This is a genomic window from Streptomyces violascens (assembly GCF_014649955.1).
Taxonomy (GTDB): domain Bacteria; phylum Actinomycetota; class Actinomycetes; order Streptomycetales; family Streptomycetaceae; genus Streptomyces; species Streptomyces violascens.
The window spans coordinates 24,464-44,351 of sequence record NZ_BMUA01000011.1 but is presented as its reverse complement, the minus strand read 5'-3'; the positions used below and the strand labels follow the sequence as shown (position 1 = coordinate 44,351).

Below are 19,888 nucleotides of genomic sequence, written 5' to 3'. Positions count from 1 at the left end.
TCGGGGGGTCATGAACTGCGAGGGGGCGTAGGGATGTTCAGGTGTCCCGGTGCTCGCTCAGAACAGTGCCAGGCCCTCGCCGCTGGTGTCCGCGATGACGGGCCGGGGCCGGTTGGGGAGGCCGTCCAGGCGGTCGGGACCGGCTGCGGCGGCCACGGCAGGGGCCGTTTCGGCCAGCCAGACACGAAACCGCTCGGCGGCTTCGCGGTAGGGGACTTGTGCCAGGACGCGGTGCTCACCGGAGGGGCAGAAGTCGACGGCGACCGTGAACAGGCAGGAACGCGGGGCGTTCTGACTGCCCGTCCAGGACACGCGCAGTGTGCCGCAGGGCTTGCGCCCGCGGGGTGCGGGGTGGGTGGGGCGCAGTGATCGGCAGGCTGTGTGGGCGGTCCATGCGGCGAGGTGCGGCAACGGGAGGGTGGTGCGGGCGCGGCAGCCGGGGCAGCGGTGCCAGTGGAGGAGCCAGTCCTCGGCGTGGGTGTGGAAGAGGCGTGTGTAGCGGCCGGCCACGCGGATGTCGTTGCTGTACAGGTGGTCGGGGCGCTCCTGGGTGTTGCAGGACTGGCAGACGGGGGCGCGGACGTAGCCGTGTTCGTGGCAGTGGTCGAGGACGGTGGCGGGCGCGGTGTTGCAGACGGCGCACGCCCACCCGGCCACCCTGCGGGAGGTACCGGGCTTCTTGCTGAGCACCGAGTACGCCTGGCCCGCCAACTCCCCGTTGTACGAGCGCAGTGAGGTGACGGAGTCCTCGGGGCCCGTTGTTCGCCGGCTGTCGGCATCGGGGGCCTGTCGGGGATGGGGAAGCCCCGTGACGGCTGTGCCTGCCTGGCGGCTCTGCGGGGCGTGCGCCCGCTGTGTTTCGGCGTGTTCGGCCGCATCCAGCAGCCTGACCACCGTGCGCGGCAGCCACCACGTCCGCTCCGTCCCGTCGCGGACCTGCTCCACGAGCAGCTGTCGCCAGTCGATCCCCGCTAGATGGTACGGCCGGCTCTCTTCGCGTCGTGCCGTGTGCTCGTGGCCGCCTGACTGACACAGTTCCCGCGCGATGCGCAGGCGCCAGCGCAGGGGTGCTGCCTCGGTGCACTCCTGCCGCGGCGCCCCGCGGAAGGGGCCGATGCGGACCAGGTCCCGTCGGTCCATCCCCACCGCGGTCAACTCCGCGGCCGCCCGGCGCACTTCACCTTCCGGAACACCCCACTGACCGCCGCTCGCTTCCACCGTCGCCACCGCATGGGCGCCGAGCAGGACGTACCCCGTCCGGGCGCGGGAAGGAGAGCGGGTGAATGCCCCAGAAGCCGTCGGCACAGTACCGTCGGCCGTCAGATCAACCCACAAAGCGTCCGCGACGCCCAGGCTGATCAGACCGCCTGCGCGACCGGTCATGACACGCTCCGACATAGCAACAGGCTAACGGCCCGTAACACGGCGACGGTGCTCCCGGCACATCGGTCAGCTGGGCCGCCACCCGAAACTCCCTCCTCATGATCCGGGGTTGGTGTGCGGTGAGCATGGCGGTGTCCGCGACGTCGGAGGTCAGAATCGTGATCCGTCCGGGCTGGGTGAGCGCGGTAGTGCAGGGCATGGCGTCAATGGCGTATTCGTGGCCGTGGAGCCTGGCCGTGCGCAGCAAGGTGGCGGCGGACTCGGGGAGGGAGTGCCTGCGCAGCCGGTTCGACCGGCGGTCGAGACAGGGACCGCTTCAGCACGGTGTCATTGGCCCTGAGGTGTGCGGTGGCGGGAGCCGTTGCCGCGGGCCGCGCCGACGCCCTGTACATCATCTCCGCGGGGTGCAGTCCACTCGCGGCAACCTCCTTCTGCTTGGTGGCGGTGCTCTTCGAGGAGCGATGGGAGCCTGTGGCTATGTCGCGAAGTCGGGTGGTTGGGGCCCAGGGAGGTTGAGGTCGGACAGGAGTTGGAGTGCCAAGTCGAAGGGCTGGTTGCGGGGGCCGTGGGGTACGGAGGCGGCGGCTTCGAAGCTGCGCTGCGCGGCGAGAGCTCTGGGTCCGACCAGGCCGGTGAGCCGATGATGCCGCCAGAGCGGAGTGGTGGGTCGGCGGGCGTCCACCACGATGAGGTCGGGACGACGCCAGATGACCAGCGCCCAGGCTCCGTTGCTGGAGTCCGAGCTGGCCCAGGCGCCGACCAGGGGCGCGTCTTCCGCTGCGCCGACGGCTTCGAGGGCCATCAGCGCCGGGTTGCTGAACGAGCCAGTGACGTGGAGCAGTTGCTGCCCGTGGCGGCGGACGTTGCGGTCCTTCTCGGTGAGAGTTCTTTCGGCGTCGTCGACGGGGTCGGCCTGGACCACGTCGGACGCTACGTCGAGGACAGCTGTCTGGTCGACGGCCGGGCCGAAGGCTGTGTCGAGCAGTGCTGTGTATTCCGTGACGTACGCGGACTCCGCGGCGGGCAGCAGGTGGCTGACCGCCTGGGAGGCTTCGTTGAAGGCGACGGTCTCGGGGGTGATTTCGTACCGCGGGGCATGGCTTCGCAGCACGGCGAGGGCGACGGCGGCGAGGCTGCCGATCTGGGGCTCGACCTGTTTGGAAAGGTCTTGTCGGTCCAGTGCGCGGACCGCGCGGGAGAGCAGGGACACCCAGTCGGAGTCTGTCGGAGGCCAGGCGCCGGCCGCGACGGTCCACAGGGTCAGCCGGACGACGAGCATCCGTTCCGGAGGACCCAGATGGGGAGCGAGAGCCACCAGGCGTTCCACCCAGCGGCGGTACCGGTGGCGGACTTCCTGGTCCGCGCGCCGGAGGTCGGGCAGCGCGGCGGCATCCACGCCGGTATCAGCCGCTGTTGCCACGGCCTCGGCGTCGTCCTCATCGAGGGTGGGCTCGATGTCGTCGATGAACCGCTCGTCCCAGGAGACCGGCAGCAGATCCTGAAGAAAGGCTTTGCCGGCACCGGCGGGCAGGGGGAGCCCCAGAGCGAAGCGGGTGAGCGGATGCCCGACGCGGCCGGCGCATTCGTCCAGGTACCGCTCCCAGCTGTCCCCCGCGACGTCCCGCGGCGCGGCTGCGACTGTACCGCTGGTGCTGCTGCTCGCGGATACGCCCGCATGGGCGGGGGACAGTCCCGTACGAAGGGTTGTCAGGTCGCCCAGGAACCGTTCGGCGAGCCGGGGGTCCGCAAACAGGTCGGGCGGCAGTGTCGTGGGGGTCTGGGCGCGGGCCGGCATCAGGCGGCGCAGCGCGCAGTCAGGGTCGACGACGAACACGATGTTACCGAAGCGCGGTAAGCCGTCGTTGTCGAGGACCGCCAGGCGCACGCGGCTGCCCGCATCCGCCGAAGCCGTCACCGTCAGCGTGGTCTGGGCGGGCGGGACGTCGGCGAGGCGCTCCCATGTCTCCGGTGGCGTGGCCGCTTGCGACAACTGCAGGTATGCAGGGGCGGTGAGCGGGCGGGCCAGGCTGATGTCCAGGCCGTCCGGTACGCGCAGGGCGCCGAGCAGCAACGGCCCGTGGTTGGCAATGGGGCGGGGGAGGGAGGCGGCCGTGCGTAGCCGGGCGGCGGGCTCATCGGTGCCGTCCGGCAGGAGGGTGGTGGGGATGGGAGTGATGATGCCGAGTTCGCAGTTGCCGCCGTCGCCCTGGGAGCGCAGCAGGGCCGCGGCGGACAGGTTCGGACTGCCAGTCAGCGCCCACCGCTGCCCTTGGGAGGCCCACTCGATGAGCTTTCCGTGGCGGTAGCGCTGGTCGTGGTCGCTGATGACCCGCCCGTCGTACTCTTGCACCAGGGCAGCGACCGACGGGCCGTCGAGGTCGGTGAGTCCCGGCTGGTAGGAGAGGGTGAACCGGCGCGGACGCATGCGCTCCAGCAGCTGCCGCAGGGCCTGGGAGCGCTGGTCGTGGAACGGTGCGAACACGGCCAGCTCGTCGACTGGTCCGTGGGGCAGCTGGTTGATGAGGGGCGCGTGCAGGCTGTTGATGAAACGGACCTGCGGCGCCGTCGGCGTCCTGCCATGGTGGAGCCGGTCCAGCAGCGCCGCGACCCGCCCCAGTGCCTGCGGCACACCGGCGGAGAACTCCACCTTGTCCGGAACGTCGCGCAGCCAGGCGGACAGGTCCGGGAGCACGGCGGGACTCTGCTCGCTGTTCACCCGAAGGACCGTCCATAACTCGGCGTTCGCCTGCCAGCCGGACAGGGTGGTGTTGCCAGAGCCCAGCGCGATGGTGGCGTGCTCCGCTCCGGCCAGCACCACCAACTTGGGGTGGAACGCGGCACCGTGTGCGTAGGCCAGCCCGGCGAGATAGCTGCGGCCGGCCCGCCGGACGGACCGGGGGTCGTTGCGGGCCATGGCGACATCACCCGCCACCGTGACGCGTGCGCCGGTGGCCTGGGCCACGCCGAGGACGACCTCCTCGAAGAAGCCGAGATCGGCAGTGAAACTGAGGAAGAGCGCCTCTTCCAGGCCCGGTCTGCCCGTGCGCCCCTCGTCGAGAATGAGGGACAGCGGCGAGGTCAAGCCGGTGGGCGGCTCCAGCACGCCCGGCGCCAGTGTGGTCTCAGTCAACGAGGGCCTTCCCGCTTCTGGTCACCGACCAGTGCTGGTCGTCGTAGCGCAGGACGCCGCAGGTGGCCAGGACACTCCCGAGCTGGTCCAGCCGCAGCCCGACGTCCCCGCGCCCCTCCTTGCTGGTCCGGTACAGCAGTCCGGCGTGCTCATGCAACCGGGTCGGCAGCCACAGTGAGCCGTCGGCGCCACGGCGGGCCTTGGACAGCGCGATCCGCTGCGACCGTGCCACCAGGTCATGGGTGAGCTGGCGGGCGACATCGCGCAGGTTCATGGGCCGGGCCTCCTCCAACCGCCGCTGGACCCATTCGGGGCCGAGCTCGACACCGCGCTGCCCGAGGAAGGCGTCCCGGACCCGGCCGGTGAGTTCACCCGTCCGGAGTGCACTGGTGGCGAGCACCCGCAGCTCGGCGAGAGGCAGGGCCTCGTCGGACGCCCGCAGGGCGTGCTCGGCGGGCAATGGCACACCGGTCGTGCTCTGTGTCGCGGGCAGGGAGGACAAGAACGCGTCCACCGTCATGTCAGGCAGCTCTTCGGCGAAGCGGTCGGCCAGCTCCTCGACCGGCAGCAGCCCGTCGACCTGCTCCACCAGCCAGGACCACAGGCGGCGCCACGCGCCGACGGCATAGTTCCGCAGCGCCACGCCGCGCCAGGCAGCCGCGGCGTCGATGTCACGGGTCACCGGATCGGTGGTCAGGAAGTCACCGAAGGCGAGGACCTGGCCGACGTCCTGGGTGAAACGGGAGACGGGGTGGGTGGCGACCACGCGCGCCAGCAGCTGGATCGTCTGCCGCCGCGTAGCCGCACGGGAGCCCGCCTCGGCGGAGGCATTAGGCTCGCACAACAGGCGGGCCAGCCATGCACCGTCGGGCCGGTCGCCGCCAGCACACACGCACAGACGCTCGCCCAGCGAGGCGAGATCGCCGACGTACAGCGTGTCCTGGCGAGCCAGTTCGAGGACCTCGCCCAAGCCGTCACGGACTGCCGCCCGGTCGAGCCGCGGTCCGGGCACCGGCATGGGCCCCGTGCCCAGTATGCCGAGCTCAACCTCGGACCCGGCATACGGCCCCCAGAATCCCCAAGCGTTGCCTACGTACCCGCCCTTGCCGGGGACCTCGGCCTCGGCCACGGTGACCACCCCCGCCTCAAGACGCCGGGCCAAGGCATCGGCACCATGCGCACGCGGGAGCCACGCGAGGGCCTGGGGATGATGGGTGAACGACACGGCCGCCAGCGCCACTTCCGCGCGACGCAACAGCGTCTGGGCCGCAGGGACCGCCAGCCCCGTCTCCTCGGCGTGCGTTGCAACCAGCCCGTGCAGTGCGTAATAGCGGGCATGCGGAGTCACTGTTGTCACTCCCGGCACGAGACGCTCGACCATGCCCCCCACATGCCGTTCCACAGAGAGCGGGAAACGCCCCGCAGCAACGTCCAGCCCCGGCCGGCTCCACCCGGGGCCCTCCACGACCCCCACCTGCGATAGGCCCTCGCCGAGGGCCGCGGCCGGCTCAGCCATCGGATCCGCAGACGCTGATCGCAACCAGCCGACGGCCCCTGAGCGCAGCAACCCCCGCGCGGGTACGCCGACGTAACGCCCACGCGGATGCCCCGGCTGCCTCCACGCAGCGCTCACTCACTTCTGCCGCACTGGTACTGCGCCCGTCCAACTGCCGCATCCCCATCGCCCGAGCCGCCCAAGGAGGCGACTGAGCACCATTCTGACGCAGCCTCTGTCGCCGTGCGGACCTGAACCTGATCAACGGCAAGATAGCGGGGCAGGGCCAGTGCTCGACGTAGCCACCGCGGATGTTGTGGTGATCCTCGTACGACGGATCAACGCGCAGGACTCGGCCGGCGTCATGGGTCAAGAAAGTTTCAGTCGCACATGGGCTGGTCATGCCGCCAGCCCATTGGCTTCGTCTAGTTCGAGGATGTCGAGCAGGGATTCGCCCCAAGTGGCCCAGCGCACGAGCACGCACCAGCTGAGCAGGATGATGTCGTGCTGCCAGGCGAGCTTTTCGGCGTGCTTGCTGAAGGTGCCGTTGGTGATCAGGACCGCGATGTCAGCGTGGTGGATGGGGCGGGCGATTCCCATCAGCTCGCGGACTGCCGACACTCCCACGGGTGTGGTTCGTGTGGTGTGTTTGCATTGGAGACCGCCTTGCTGCCGCCGGGCGTTGTGGCGATGACATCGACGCCCCCGTCGTGAGGACCGCCGTGCCGCTGGTTGACTGCGAATCCGTCGCGGGCCGCCAGGTCGGAGATCAGCCGCTCGAACGGGCGGTGGGACATCTCCTGGATCTGCCGCAAGCTCGTGCTCGCCGGCGATGCCAAGAAGACCTGGGCCTGCTGCTCCTCGAAGGCCAGGGCATGGAGCAGCTCACGGTCCCGGGTAAGGAGAGCTTCGACTCGGCTGGCGGATTCGGCACGATGGTGGAGCAACTTCGCTGCTGCGTCGAGTTCCGGTGTGCTGCGAGGGTGTTGACGGTAGCGCTCCACACGCTCGACTCCGTGCGTCGACCGCAGCTCCTGCTGGAGCTGTTCGCCTTGAGCGACATCTTTCCTGGCCCAGTCCAGTTCCTGGGCCAGGAGCTTCCGGAGGCGCAGGGCGGCCAGAACACAGCGTCCGGTGGTGAGGGTGCACTCGGGATCGTCGAATGACGGGTCGTGTTTCGCCCGGCGGTCGGCGTGGTCGTGTTCTCGTTCGAGGTCGGCGCGGTGTGCCCGGAGCACGCGCAGGGCGCTCTCGATCAGGCGGTCCTCGGTGTTCCAGCGAACAGCGGCGCGCAGCGACTCGTCGTCTGCGGCAGCGATCCGCTGCTCCAACATCTCGTTGAGAAGCTCATCCTGGTAGACGGGCGCCGCGGCGCGCAGGGCATCGGAGCGCGTCACCGGACCAGCTCCGCGTTCGTGTGTACCTCGCAGGATCCCAGGACCGTATCGAGGGGAGAGGACCACGTCGCCCAGCGCTCCAAGCCCTCACGGCCCAGGAGCTGGACATCGCTGGTCTGCGCGTAGCGCTGCGCGGTGGCAGAGAAACGGCCGTTGGTGACCACGACGACGGCGGCCCCGGGGAAGTGGCGGCGTGCAAGAGCGGACAGAGGCTCCACCTCGGGGAGCCCGAGGGCGGGCAGCGGCGGTGGCGTGTAGTTGGCGTGGCCGACAACGGGGAGGTGTTTGGGGAAGAAGACCACGGGCTGGCCGTCGGGCAGGGAGGCGGTGACGGGCCGGTCCCGGCCGTCGTAGCCGGGCACGGGGTGCGGCACGCCTTCGGAGAGATCGGCGATCAGATCGAAGAAGTCGTCCGTGAGGTAGAGGTCGATGAGTTCCAGCGCGAGCCCGTCGCGCCCGCCGGCGGCTCGTTCGCGGAGATCCTCCTCCAGAGCGAGTTCCTGCAAGGTCCGGTTGTTCGCGGTGCGCAGGGCGTGGACGCGCAGGCGGGCGGCGCGGAGCTGGTGATGGAACGCGATGAGCGTCTCCAACGGGGACGGGGGGCGTGCATCAGGGAGTGACGTGGGTACGGTCGGCGGTGCTTCGTGGCTGCGCGCGATCCGGGCTCGTACTTGACTGGCTTCCGCCACGGCGACGGCGGCCTCCGCAATCTCCTCTTCCAGGGCACGTACGAGCGTGCGGGCCGCTTGGGCGGAGACCTCATTTATGTGCCATGAAGCAGGCTGAAGTACAGAACCGGATTGCGCGCGACCGCGCTGCTCCGCGTCGTCCTTCTCGATGGCGATGTCGTCCGCATGGGCCGTCAGCCTGCGGAAGATGTCCGCCGCGATATCCCACTCGCAGGCATGGAGGAAGGCTGAGTGCAGGTCAGTCTCGCTGGCTGCTGGTACCGCGTTAGCGAGGACAGCGCTACGCCCCGCATCGCTGAGCAGGGCCTGGATAGCCTGCTTCGGTAAGTCAGTGGTCACGGCGGGACTCTACTGAGCGGCACTGACAATATGCCGGTGCGGCCACCCTCGCTGCCTCAGCCCCACTGCCCCTCGCCACGAGCAAGCGCTACCCGACCCGACGATGCACGGTTCGCCGCCGCCGCCGCCGCCGCCGCCGCCGCCGACACCGACACCATGGCGAAGGCTGCGGTGATACTGCGCCGGTTGACCGGCGACCGCACCGGCCTGACGCACCGCATAAGCGGCGGGGAGCAGACGCTCGCCGCGGTGCTGGCCCGGCTGGAGGAGCGGGAACGGGTCTTTCCTGACCAACTGCTGGTGAGTCACGAGGAGGTCGGTGGCGCGCAGCGGCGATTACTCGCACCCATGGCGGCCACCACCACGCGAATGGTGTGGCGGCCGTCCGTACCCAATCATGCCCGCCACGGGCCCGTGCGCAGTGGCGCAGCAACCCTGAGAAGTGCTCCTACTTCAGCACTGCCCAGGCCGGATGCCACCCCGCGACCTGACCGAGCAGGTCACTGCAGAGGAGCCACACCCAGCCTCTTTGTCCGGCCAGCAAGTCGGCCCGACAAAGAGGTCGTTGCTCCCGGTGCCGTCGGCGTCGTTTGGGGCGGACAGAGGCCACCGTCAACGAGGAAGAGACACGCGAAATGCGAACCTACGCCTGGCTACGTGCCTAGTAGGACTCCGTTAGGTTGCAGGAGATCTTGTTGTTCTGCGCTGGTAGGGGCGGGACAGCGGTCGGTTGCAGGTGGTGCAGATTCAGCGGGCTGATCAAGGCGCGCTGCTCGGGGGAGTACGCGCGCTGGGGATGCATGGTCTCCAACGCGCACGCCGGCGCCGAAAACGGCCACCCGGAAGTCAAGGCTGTCCTCGATCAGCACCATCAGCAGCTGCGGGATGCTCTGCATGCAGCCCTGATCACTGCCGAGGCGCATGGGCGGCGCGCTCCTGGCGCCGGCCTGCTCGCATACGGCGTGAACCTGCGCTCACGCTCCGGCGCCAGGACTCCGGCATTGCAGGGGACGGTGGCCGCGGCCCTTGACGCGATCGGTGGGCGCACGGCGGCGTGATGTGCCACGCCGGTACCCACAGGTATCGCGTGGGTGCCGACACTCGTGCTCTCGGTTTCGGCTCAGCCGGTGCCGGGGAGAGCGTGGTGTCGGGCCGGGTCGGCCCACTGCCAGGACTGCACGTACGTGATGAGGTCTTGGGAGGGTTCGGCCAGCGGGAGGGCGTTGTCGTCCCCGAGTGCGACCGGCACCTCCGAGAGCGCTCTGCGACACTCGACGGCGATGACGTCGGCACCTCTCCCGCGCAACAGCTCGGTGGCGATCCCGGTGCCCGCACCGACATCGGCGACACACTGGTCAGGCGACGGCTCGTGAGCTCCTCGATGACTTCGAAGAGCGAGGGCGACAAGCCGGCCGACTGGCCGCGTACTGGGGCGGCCGCATTGAAAGATGGGGCGCAGGAGCTGGCTAACACAGGCCCAGCATCGACATACACGCCTCCTGGGCGACAAGAGGCGTCTCAATACCAACTCCGGTCAGTGGCTGGTGAGTTCGCCGGTGAGTCTGTCGTGGAGGGTGGCGCTCGGGTCGTTCAGGCCGGTGATCTCGACGGCCTTGCCCCGCTGGGCGTACTTCGTCTCTATCGCGTCGAGGGCCGCCACCGAGGAGGCGTCCCAGATGCGCGCGGCGCTCAGGTCGATGACGACCTTGTCGGGGTCGGTGGCGTAGTTGAACCGACCGACGATGTCGTTGGAGGAGGCGAAGAACAGTTCGCCGGTGACCCGGTAGACGACCGTCGTGCCGTCCGGGTCGGTCACGGCGGTGACTTCCGCGAGGTGGGCGACGCGCTTGGCGAAGACGACCATGGCGGTGATGGAGCCGACGACCACACCGATGGCCAGGTTGTGGGTGGCGACCACACACGCGACGGTGATGAGCATGACGGTGATCTCGCCGGCCGGCATCCGCTTGAGGGTCTTCGGGGCGATGGAGTGCCAGTCGAAGGTCGCGAACGACACCATGACCATGACGGCGACCAGCGCGGCCATGGGGATGTCGGAGACCACGGGGCCGAAGACGATGCACAGCACCATCAGGAACGTACCGGCGAGGAAGGTGGACAGGCGGGTGCGGGCCCCGGACACCTTCACGTTGATCATCGTCTGGCCGATCATGGCGCACCCGCCCATGCCGCCGAAGAAGCCGGTGACGATGTTGGCGATGCCCTGTCCTATGGACTCGCGGGTCTTGTTGGAGCGGGTGTCGGTGATCTCGTCGACCAGCTTGGCGGTCATCAGCGACTCCATCAGCCCGACCAGCGCCATCGCGAGTGCGTACGGCGCGATGGTGGTGAGGGTGTCCATCGTGAACGGCACGTCCGGCAAGCCCGGTACCGGCAGGGAGGAAGGTAGCGTGCCCTTGTCGCCGACGGTCGGCACCGCGATGCCCGCGCCCACGGTGATCACGGTCAGGATGGCGATGGAGACCAGCGGGGCCGGGACGACGGTGGTGATCCTCGGGAAGAACACCATCAGGACCAGGCCGCCGATGATCAGCGGGTACACGGCCCAGGGCACGTTCCGCATCTCCGGCACCTGGGCTATGAAGACCAGGACGGCGAGGGAGTTGACGAAGCCGACCATCACCGAGCGCGGGACGAACCGCATCAGCTTCGCCACCCCCAGCGCGCCCAGGGCGATCTGGAAGAGGCCGGCCAGGATGACCGCGGCGACCAGGTAACCGAAACCGTGCTCGCGATTCAGGGGCGCGATCACCAGGGCCACGGCGCCGGTGGCGGCCGAGATCATCGCTCGCCGCCCGCCGACTATCGAGATCACGACGGCCATCGTGAACGAGGCGAACAGGCCGATCGCGGGATCCACCCCGGCGATGACCGAGAACGAGATCGCCTCGGGGATCAGCGCGAGTCCGACCACCAGACCGCCAAGCACCTCGGTGCGCCAGACCTTCGGGTCGGTCAGCCAGTCGGGCTTGAGGCCACGCAGGCGCGCGCCCGGGGACACGGCGGGAGCGGAGGAAGGCAAGGCGGAGGGAACCTGTCGTCTCGGGCACACCCTGCGGCGGGCCGGGCGAACGGGAGGACGCGGACGGACCCGGGTGGGCGCCCGCGGACGGCTCCGTGGAGTGGAGCCGGAGGGAGTGGAAGGATGGAGCGGGGGCAGGCGCGGGCGGCGCGACCGGCTCACATGCAGGGGCGAAGCATCACGGCGGGCAGTCGGCGACGCTGGGCGTCATGGGCTCGCGCACGCACTTCTCCCGCAGGAATCGAATCTTCGCCGGGGGCACCATCGGCCCTGACACGTCAACGGCGGCTGCCCCAGGCGCTCCGCCACCCTTAACTCTACCTTTACGTCGGCGTGGCGATCGGTGGGTGCTGTACGTGATGCGGCAGCACTGGGAGACGAAGGGCCGGGACTACGGGCGTGGATGCCAAGCACATGCAGATTGGCGAGGTCGCCGCGCGGACCGAGTTGTCGTTGCGCACGATCCGCCACTACGAGGAGACCGGCCTGGTCGTTCCCTCCGCCCGTTCCCAGGGCGGCTTCCGGCTGTACACCCAGTCCGACGTCGCCCGCCTCATGGTCATCCGCCGGATGAAGCTACTCGGCTTCACTCTGGAGCAGATGCGCGACCTGCTGGGCGCCACCGACCGCCTGGACGCCGATGGCGAGCTGCCCAAGGCCGAGCGCGCGGTGCTGGTCGAGCGGGTCCGCGCCGAAGGCTTCGCCGCTACGCTGCGCACCCGCCTGGGGCGGGCTGCGGTCGCTCGGATCTGACGCTGCATCTTGCCCGCCGGAGGGCCTCCGGGCCGGCGGCCCTCTTCGGCGACGCGCGGGAATCGTCGGCAAGGCCGCCCGCCCGGGAGGGAGTTGAGTCAGTGGGGGTGTTGCGCGGGCGCGGAAGTCCGCGGGCTCAAGCGGGGGAGGGGTCCGTGCCGGGCTTCGCCGTGACGGGGCGGCGCGGGGTGGCCGTGCGCCTGTGGGTGCGTCGGCGGAAGATGATCAGGCCCGTGGCGGCGAATCCTGCGGCCCAGGCCAGTCCGAGGGCGAGGTAGCCCCACAGGGCGGTGTGCGCGAAGGCTCCGGCGGTGGCGAACTGCATGGGGCCGAACGACGGGAACCAGTGCAGGACGGGCTTGTTGGCGAGCGGGTTGCCCAGCGGGTTCTGCAGGAAGGTGTCCATCAGGCTGCCCATGATGATCAGGAAGAAGCCCTCCAGATCGCCCCGGACCAGGACGCCCAGGAGCAGCCCGAGCGCGCCGTAGGTGAGGGCGATGACGGTGAACGCGGCGAGGACGGCGAGCCAGCCGGTGACGGAGGGGCGCCAGAACGGCAGCAGGGCCAGGGCGGTGTAAACGGCGACGGCGAAGGCGACCGCGGCGACGGCCAGTGACTTTGCGCCGATCAGGACGGGCTGGCGGTATCCCGCGTGGACCAGACGCCGGTCGAAGGCGAGGGACTTGCGGACTGCGTCGAAGACGGCGAACCCGCAGATCATGGTGAGGGAGTTGAGGCCCGCCGAGATGAGTGTCAGGTGACCGCCGTCGATGTGCATGACCTGGCCGGTGGCGAATAGCCTGAAGTCCAGGGGGCGGTGCCCGGCCATGGCCGCCATCAGTAGATACCAGAGCGGCACGAAGGCGACGAGCAGGAGGGCGGCGAGCCGGTTGCGGGTCTGGTCACGGATGGAGAACCGCAGTGCGGTGGTGAACTGGCCCGATGCTGCGCGTAGTTGGTGCGCATGGAGAGCATCAGGGGCTGACATGGTGGGCCTCCGTCGCCTGGGTGCGAGGGGTGAGTCGGCCCTGGGCCAGGTCGGCGAGGGTGTCGAAGCGGTCCTGCTCGAAGACGAGGTGGGTGATGATCACAACTGCTGTGCCGCGTGCGCGCAGGTCGGCGACGAGTTCCCAGAAGCGCAGGTAGGTCTCCCAGTCGAAGCCCTGGTAGGGCTCGTCGAGCAGCAGGAGGTCGGGGTCGTGCAGTAGGGCGAGGGTGAGGTTGAGCTTCTGGCGGGTGCCGCCCGAGAGGTGTCCGGCGGGTGTCCGCGCGTACTGCTGGTAGCCGAGCCGGGCCATGAGCGCGTGGCCGTGGTCGAGGTCGGGCAGGCGATGGGCTGCGGCGAAGTAGCGCAGGTGCTGTTCGGCGGTGAGGTTGTCGTTGAGGACGGGATCCTGAGGGCAGTATCCGAGGCTTCCGGTGAGGCGGATCTCGCCCCGGTCCACGGGCAGGGTCCCGGCCAGGGCCTGGAGCAGGGTTGACTTGCCGGCGCCGTTCTCGCCGACGACCGCGACGAGCTGCCCGCGGGTGACGGAGAGGTCGACGCCGCGCAGCACCTGGTGCCGGCCGTACGCCTTGTGGATGTCGTGGGCGTCGAGCGTGCACGGGGGTATGGCGGTCACATCGGGTCTCCTTACGCTGTGGGTGGGTCTCCTCGGGGCGTGTCCGGGATCGGGGGTACGGGGGTGTTCGTGTCGTCGGGGGACGCGGTCAGTCCGCCGGCGTAGATGCTCAGCATTTCTGGGGCCCAGCGGGTGATGCCCTCGGCCGACAGCGGGTCGGTGCCGAGGACGTCGGTGAGGCGGTCGCGCAGCAGGAACAGGGCCAGGTCGTTGGCGAGCAGGAACGCCGCGCGGGCGTCGGGGTCGCGGCCGGGGGCGGCCAGTCCGGCGTCCGCCAGTTGGGCCAGTGCCGCCCGGCTGAGCTCGTACAGGCGGCGGAACAGCAGCCGTCCCGCGTCGGTGTCGGAGAGCAGGAGTCGGCGCAGGTAGCCGGGGAGCGGGGAGTCGGGCGGCAGGTGCTGTGCGAGGGCTTCGCTCAGCGAACCGGTCTGCGGGTCGAGCAGGTCGGCCCCGCCTTCGCCGGTGAGCTGGCCCAGCATCGCCTCGAAGACCGCGAGTACGTGCTGGTCGACCTCGGTGCGCAGGCCGTCCTTCGAGCCGAAGTGGTGCACGACGAGCCCCGGTGATACGCCGGCGGCGGTGGCGATCTGCCGCACGGTCACCGCGTCGGGGCCTCGCTCGGCGAAGAGCCGCAGGGCCTCGTCCCGGATGACCGCCCGCGCGGTCCGGTCGTCATCGCGCGTTGAACACATGTATAGCATGTTAAACGATTGTTCAGCCTACGTCGAGTGGTGGAGTCGTCGCCCCTCTGTGATGCATCCCCTTGACAAGCTTTGCATAATGCAAAATGGCGCGAGTAAGGGGAATGGCTGATGACCGAGACGATGACGAAGGCCGCCGGGGCGGCCGCCCCGCCTGGGGCGATACGTCCTGTGCCGTGGCGGGAGCGGGTCGGGGTGGGGGTGCGTGAGGCGCAGTGGGGCCTCGCTGTGCTCGCTCTGGTGATCGGGGCGGGGGCGGGGCTCGGCTCGATCGCGTTCCGCTGGCTGATCAAGACCTTCACCGGCCTGTTCTCCGGGCACGCGGACTATGCCGCCGCCGGGCATGCGGCCAACCCGCACGTTTCGTGGCTCGGTCCGTACTTCGTGCTCCTCGCGCCCGTGATCGGCGGGCTGCTGTACGGCCCGCTGGTGGACCGGTTCGCCAAGGAGGCGCGCGGGCACGGGGTGCCCGAGGTGATGCTTGCGGTCGCGCAGCGTGGGGGGCGTATCAACCCGCAGGTCTCTGTGGTCAAGGCGCTCGCCTCGGCGCTGACCATCGGTTCGGGCGGCTCGGTGGGCCGCGAGGGTCCGATCGTGCAGATCGGTTCCGCGCTCGGCTCGACGCTGGGCCGGATCGCGAAGGTCACCGAGGGCCGGATGAAGCTGCTGGTCGCGTGCGGCGCGGCGGGCGGCATCGCGGCCACTTTCAACGCGCCGCTGGCCGGGGTGTTCTTCGCGATGGAGCTGATCCTGCGCGACTTCGCCATCGAGTCGTTCGGCGCCGTGGTGATCTCCAGCGTCGCAGCCAGCGTGATAGGCCGGGCCGCCTTCGGTGACGTCGCCTTCCTGAACCTGCCCGCCTTCCATGTCGACCACGTCGTCCAGTACGGGCTGTTCGCCGTCCTGGGTGTCGTCGCGGGCGGCGTCGGCATCGGCTTCACCCGCATCCTGTACTGGATCGAGGACGCCTGCGACTGGGCCTGGCGCGGCCCCGAATGGCTGCGCCCCGCCGTCGGCGGTCTGCTCCTGGGCGTGGTGCTCCTGGTGCTGCCCGAGATGTACGGGGTGGGTTATCCGGTCCTGGAGAACGCGGCCGAGGGCAAGTACGCCGCCGCGTTCCTGCTGCTGCTCCTGGTGGGGAAGATCCTGGCCACCAGCCTGACCATCGGCATCGGCGGCTCCGGCGGAGTGTTCGCGCCCAGTCTGTTCATGGGGGCGATGCTGGGTGCGGCCTACGGGGCCGGGATGCAGACCCTCATGCCGTCGACGTCGGGGGCGGTCGGCGCGTACGCGCTGGTCGGCATGGGTGCGGTGTTCGCCGGCGCCTCGCGGGCCCCGATCACCGCGGTGGTCATCCTGTTCGAGCTGACCGGCGAGTACTCGATCATCCTGCCGCTGATGCTCGCCATCGTCACCGCCACTCTGACCAGCAAGCTGCTCTCCCGTGACACCGTTTACACCCTCAAGCTGCGCCGCCGCGGCATCGACCTCGACGGACCGGCAACGGGCGCAGTACTCGGCACGCAGCAGGTGGACGAGGTCATGGAACAGGCCCCCGGGGCGCTCGCCGTCGACGCGGGACTGTCTGTGGCGGCTATGGAACTGTCCTTGTCCGCGCACGGTGTGCTGCCGGTGACTGACAAGGAAGGCCATTACCTGGGCACGATCACGGCCAGGGCGGTCGCCGAGGCCCTGACTGACGAGCCCGGTTCCGCCGGCTGCGGCGCTATTGCCGGGGACTTGGTGGAGCGGCCCGCCTCGCTCACGGCTGATATGTCGCTGGCCGTGGCCCTGCATGATCTGATCTCCCACCCGGGGACTGGCCTGCCCGTCCTGGATTCCGAGCGGGCGCGCCTGGTGGGCTGGCTCACCCACCAGAGCGCGCTGCGCGCCTTGCATCCCGTTCGGGCCTGAGGCACGTCAGCGGGGACCGGTCGCTTCAAGCCGTACGAAAGGAATCTGTTCGCCCGCCAGCCGGAAGCTTTCGGTGCTGCCGTCCGTCGTGAAGCCCATGTAGGAGCAGAGCAGGCGGGCGGCGCGTGGGTGTTCGGGTGCGTAGGCGGCCATGATTCGGCCGCCCTCCTCCTCGCTCAAGAAGCGGGCGGTCACGGCGTGATAGCGGCGGCCGGTCTGGACGGTGGCCTGCGGGGTGCGCTGCAGATTCCGGTACCACTGGGCGTTCGGGCCGAAGCCGGAGGCGACCGTCCAGGTCCGCTGTTCGGCGTCGTGCGCCACCACCTCGATGACCACCTTGCGGGCCTGCCCGGAGACGCGTCCGGTGTGGACCAACAGCAGCATCCGCTTGCCGAACAGCGGGCCGAGACCCAGCCGGTAGAGGTGGACCGGAAGCCGGGCCACCGTGCGGCGCCATCCGGTCGGGAGCTTCGGGCGGCGCTGCGGGGTGGAGTGGGACGTCACTATCTGCCTCCTCGTGCATGCGGAGGGACGCGTCAGCGGCCTCGATTCGGTAACGGCATGCCGCTCACGGAACTTCGACAGCGCAACCTTTGCATAGTCTAAACGTTGATGAAAGGGGGGCGGTCAATGAGGCGACACAATCGGTCAACGCGTCACCCCGTGCCCCGTGGGCGAGACCATGCAGCCGTGGAAGCGCCCCATCCCAGACCAGCCGCTTGGAGGATCCCCTGTCCGATGTGAAGCCGCCCGCGCCCGCTGCCCTATCGCCGCTGGTCGTGCTGCCGCTCGCGGTGATGGCGCTGGTGGCTGCCGTGGATCTGGCAGCCGGCCCAGGCGTGGGATTCCTGCCGATGGTGTCGCTCGGCCCGGCGTTCGCCAGTCTCGTCGGCGGATGGCGGCGCACCGCTCTGGTCGGCGTGCTCGCCCTCGCCCTTTGCCTCGTACTCGGGGTGTACGACGGGCTGTTCACGGAACGGCGCGGGTTCACCGCCATGGCGTCGGTCGTCGGGGTGACGGTGGCGGGTCTTGCGGGAGCGGTGATGCGCCAGCGCCGCGAGATCGAGTTCGCGGGAGTGCGCTCGATCGCCGAGGTCGCCCAGCGGGTGCTGCTGCGGCCGGTGCCGGGGGTGGCCGGGCATCTGCGAGCGGCGGTCTCGTACACCTCGGCGGTCGCCGAGGCCCGCATCGGCGGTGACCTCTACGAAGTGGTCGCGACCCCTGCCGCGGTACGGGTGATCATCGGGGACGTGCAGGGCAAGGGGCTCGAGGCGGTGGAGACGGCGGCCGTGGTCCTCGGGGCCTTCCGGGAGGCCGCGTACGACGAAGCCGATCTGGCTGCTGTCGGCGCGCGGGTGGCACGGACGGCCGACCGGGCACTGCGGGGCGAGAAGTTCGTGACCGCTCTCCTCGCCGAGCTCAGCCCGGAAAACGGCGCGGCCTTCCTCAACTACGGCCACCCGCCGCCCCTGCTCATGCGCGAGGGCGGCGTCGTGCACTTCCCGGAACCGGCACAGTACGCCCTGCCGCTCGGTCTCGGCCTCCACGGCACCGACGGGCCGCGGCCGTTCCGGGTGGACTTCGGCCCCGGCGATCAGCTCCTTCTGCACACCGACGGCGTCACTGAGGCCCGCGACCGGGCAGGCGCGTTCTACCCGCTGGGCGAACGTGCCGATCTGCTCAAGGACCCGAACCCCGACGCTGCGCTGGAAGCTCTGCGCCAGGACCTGATGCGGCACGTCCCGGGCCCGCTTCACGACGACGCGGCCATGCTGCTGCTCCGTTACCGCCAATAGGGCACCGGGCTGCGGGCTGCGGGCGGCGGCAGGGTAGAAAGAGGTATGACCGAGCATGAGCAGCCCGCATCCGCCATGGGCGACGTCGACGGGGTGACCCGCGCCGTCCTGACCGCCTCACGCGTCCTGGTGGCCGTCTCCGCCCGCTCCCTCGCGGCCGTCGAGGACCGGGTGACGCTGCCCCAATTCCGCCTGCTCGTCGTCCTGTCGACGCACGGCACCGCCAAACTCGTCGTCCTGGCCGACCTGCTCGGCGTGAACCCCTCGACCGCGATGCGCATGATGGACCGCCTCATCGCGGCCGGACTCGCGGACCGCCAGGTCAACCCGGACAACCGGCGCGAGACCCTGCTGCGCCTGACCGACGAAGGGCGCCGTCTGGTGGAGGACGTCACCGCCCGCCGGCGCCAGGAGATCGCCGAGGTCGTCGAGCGGCTCGCGCCAGGCCAGCGCGCGGCTCTGGTCGATGCCCTGACTGCCTTCGCGGAGGCGGGCGGCGAGCCCGCCGCCCCCGACGAGGTCTCGCTCTACCCGCTGGGCTGGTCCGACACTCAGGCCCGCCGCACCACATGAGCTGCGTGCTTTACTCCTCGTAGGGCGGTTGCGCGAAGGCTGCCTCAACTGTCTTGCCCTGTGCAAAGATTGAGGTGTGGGACACCCTCGTGAGGGCGTCCCTGGTGTGCCGGGAAGTCTGGTCGGCAACGCATTGACGCGCGTCTACGCCGGGAGCCGCCCATGTATGCCAGGGACATCGCTCAACCGTGCCGGACCATGCCGCTGGAGAGCGATGCCCTGGAGGTAGTCCAGGCCCTGGTCTTCGGACCCGACCCCTACCTCGTTCTCGTGGACGCGGCCGGCGTTCCCCAACAGATCGTGCAGCCCATGGGCTTCGTCCGGCTGCTGATCCCGGACTTCGTCGCAGTCCAGCCGGGGCTTGCCTCGCTCTTCGGTCTGGACGGGCGTGAGCGCCTGCGCAGGACCGTGGCGGGGCGCCGGGTCGCCGAGTGCCTTCCGCCTGAAGGGGGCCGGCCACCCGTCGTGGCGGCAGAAGCCACGCTGTCCCAGGTGATGCTCTGTCTGGTCGGCAACAACAGCCAACTGGCGGTGGTGGTGGGCCGGGAGCGGGGCGCGTCCGTCGTCAAGGGGGTCGTCACCGCGCGCGGACTACTGCGCCGCCTGCTGGAACACCCCGGTCAGGAACGGACGCTGGATCACATCCCCATGCAGTCCTGAGCGCACAAAAGTCGGCCCGGCCAGCGCGGTCTTGCTCGTGGCAGGTGAGGGGGAATCGTCCAGGTGCCTCCTCGTCCAGCCAGCCCCGTTCCACCAGTCGTTTCACTTCCCTCGATCCTCCCGGTCGTCGGCAGATCGATCCGCGGAACGATCTGCTTCTCCTGCAACGGCCCCGACGCATCAGCGATGACCTCGACGATGTCCCCGTACACATCCGGCAACACCGCCACGACCAAGTCCTCGCATTGCGGCGGCACCATGACCACTCCGATGTCATGCGGCGCGGACGCCTCCTTCGTCTGCGGTGCGTCCCCCGCCGGCCCAATCCGACTCGGCCTTTGCGGCCGACAGTTCCGCCGGCGCCTGCACGACGGTCTCCCGGGTGATCGCCAG

16 protein-coding genes and 1 pseudogene are annotated in these 19,888 nt (G+C 69.9%); 6 read left to right on the top strand and 11 right to left on the bottom strand.

All coding sequences use genetic code 11. The features are described from left to right. Positions 1-57: 57 nt before the first annotated feature. The 5 genes and pseudogenes from IE206_RS21930 to IE206_RS21905 form a co-directional block, all read right to left on the bottom strand. Complete coding sequence (locus tag IE206_RS21930) at positions 58-1,383, bottom strand: endonuclease domain-containing protein (RefSeq protein ID WP_226599746.1); 1,326 nt, start codon at positions 1,381-1,383, stop codon at positions 58-60. 475 nt (positions 1,384-1,858) lie between these two features. Continuing rightward, positions 1,859-4,513: a phospholipase D-like domain-containing protein gene (locus IE206_RS21925; protein ID WP_189964595.1), complete on the bottom strand. Its 2,655-nt coding sequence runs from the start codon at positions 4,511-4,513 to the stop codon at positions 1,859-1,861. Next, positions 4,506-5,894: a hypothetical protein gene (locus IE206_RS21920; protein ID WP_189964593.1), complete on the bottom strand. Its 1,389-nt coding sequence runs from the start codon at positions 5,892-5,894 to the stop codon at positions 4,506-4,508. The genes IE206_RS21925 and IE206_RS21920 overlap by 8 nt, the downstream gene beginning before the upstream one ends. A gap of 513 nt (positions 5,895-6,407) precedes the next feature. After that, positions 6,408-6,805: pseudogene (locus tag IE206_RS43590) on the bottom strand (restriction endonuclease). 596 nt (positions 6,806-7,401) lie between these two features. Beyond that, positions 7,402-8,433, bottom strand: a complete 1,032-nt coding sequence (locus IE206_RS21905) for a hypothetical protein (protein ID WP_189964587.1) — start codon at positions 8,431-8,433, stop codon at positions 7,402-7,404. 800 nt (positions 8,434-9,233) lie between these two features. Between IE206_RS21905 and IE206_RS21900 the strand changes: the two genes are divergently transcribed. Further along, on the top strand, positions 9,234-9,491 hold the full coding sequence (locus IE206_RS21900) for a hypothetical protein (RefSeq protein WP_189964585.1): 258 nt from the start codon (positions 9,234-9,236) through the stop codon (positions 9,489-9,491). A 62-nt stretch (positions 9,492-9,553) separates the two neighbouring features. On the opposite strand, the gene IE206_RS43585 is transcribed toward IE206_RS21900, so the two are convergent. Continuing rightward, a complete protein-coding gene (locus tag IE206_RS43585) occupies positions 9,554-9,739 on the bottom strand; it encodes a hypothetical protein (RefSeq protein WP_373300962.1) in 186 nt (61 codons plus the stop codon). A gap of 228 nt (positions 9,740-9,967) precedes the next feature. Further along, on the bottom strand, positions 9,968-11,455 hold the full coding sequence (locus IE206_RS21895; protein ID WP_189964583.1) for a SulP family inorganic anion transporter: 1,488 nt from the start codon (positions 11,453-11,455) through the stop codon (positions 9,968-9,970). Between the two features lie 435 nt (positions 11,456-11,890). Between IE206_RS21895 and IE206_RS21890 the strand changes: the two genes are divergently transcribed. Beyond that, positions 11,891-12,229: a MerR family transcriptional regulator gene (locus tag IE206_RS21890; RefSeq protein ID WP_373300961.1), complete on the top strand. Its 339-nt coding sequence runs from the start codon at positions 11,891-11,893 to the stop codon at positions 12,227-12,229. Between the two features lie 136 nt (positions 12,230-12,365). Here the strand turns inward: IE206_RS21890 and IE206_RS21885 are convergent, their stop codons facing one another. Genes IE206_RS21885 through IE206_RS21875 form a run of 3 tightly spaced genes read right to left on the bottom strand, consistent with a single transcriptional unit; the run spans position 12,366 to position 14,543 of the window. Continuing rightward, positions 12,366-13,217: a hypothetical protein gene (locus IE206_RS21885; protein WP_189964579.1), complete on the bottom strand. Its 852-nt coding sequence runs from the start codon at positions 13,215-13,217 to the stop codon at positions 12,366-12,368. After that, entirely contained in the window at positions 13,204-13,851 is a 648-nt protein-coding gene (locus IE206_RS21880) for an ATP-binding cassette domain-containing protein (RefSeq protein ID WP_189964577.1), read from the bottom strand. The genes IE206_RS21885 and IE206_RS21880 overlap by 14 nt, the downstream gene beginning before the upstream one ends. Positions 13,852-13,862: 11 nt before the next feature. Continuing rightward, a complete protein-coding gene (locus IE206_RS21875) occupies positions 13,863-14,543 on the bottom strand; it encodes a TetR/AcrR family transcriptional regulator (RefSeq protein WP_189964575.1) in 681 nt (226 codons plus the stop codon). 120 nt (positions 14,544-14,663) lie between these two features. Here IE206_RS21875 and IE206_RS21870 point away from each other — a divergent pair, with 120 nt between their 5' ends. Next, positions 14,664-16,466: a chloride channel protein gene (locus IE206_RS21870; RefSeq protein ID WP_226599744.1), complete on the top strand. Its 1,803-nt coding sequence runs from the start codon at positions 14,664-14,666 to the stop codon at positions 16,464-16,466. Between the two features lie 6 nt (positions 16,467-16,472). Here the strand turns inward: IE206_RS21870 and IE206_RS21865 are convergent, their stop codons facing one another. Continuing rightward, on the bottom strand, positions 16,473-16,970 hold the full coding sequence (locus tag IE206_RS21865) for a nitroreductase family deazaflavin-dependent oxidoreductase (protein ID WP_189964573.1): 498 nt from the start codon (positions 16,968-16,970) through the stop codon (positions 16,473-16,475). Between the two features lie 293 nt (positions 16,971-17,263). Here IE206_RS21865 and IE206_RS21860 point away from each other — a divergent pair, with 293 nt between their 5' ends. The 3 genes from IE206_RS21860 (at position 17,264) to IE206_RS21850 (ending at position 19,495) form a co-directional block, all read left to right on the top strand. Continuing rightward, a complete protein-coding gene (locus IE206_RS21860) occupies positions 17,264-18,262 on the top strand; it encodes a PP2C family protein-serine/threonine phosphatase (protein ID WP_189964921.1) in 999 nt (332 codons plus the stop codon). Positions 18,263-18,307: 45 nt separating this feature from the next. Then, entirely contained in the window at positions 18,308-18,835 is a 528-nt protein-coding gene (locus IE206_RS21855) for a MarR family winged helix-turn-helix transcriptional regulator (protein WP_226599743.1), read from the top strand. A 162-nt stretch (positions 18,836-18,997) separates the two neighbouring features. Then, positions 18,998-19,495: a CBS domain-containing protein gene (locus IE206_RS21850; RefSeq protein ID WP_189964572.1), complete on the top strand. Its 498-nt coding sequence runs from the start codon at positions 18,998-19,000 to the stop codon at positions 19,493-19,495. Positions 19,496-19,888 lie beyond the last annotated feature (393 nt).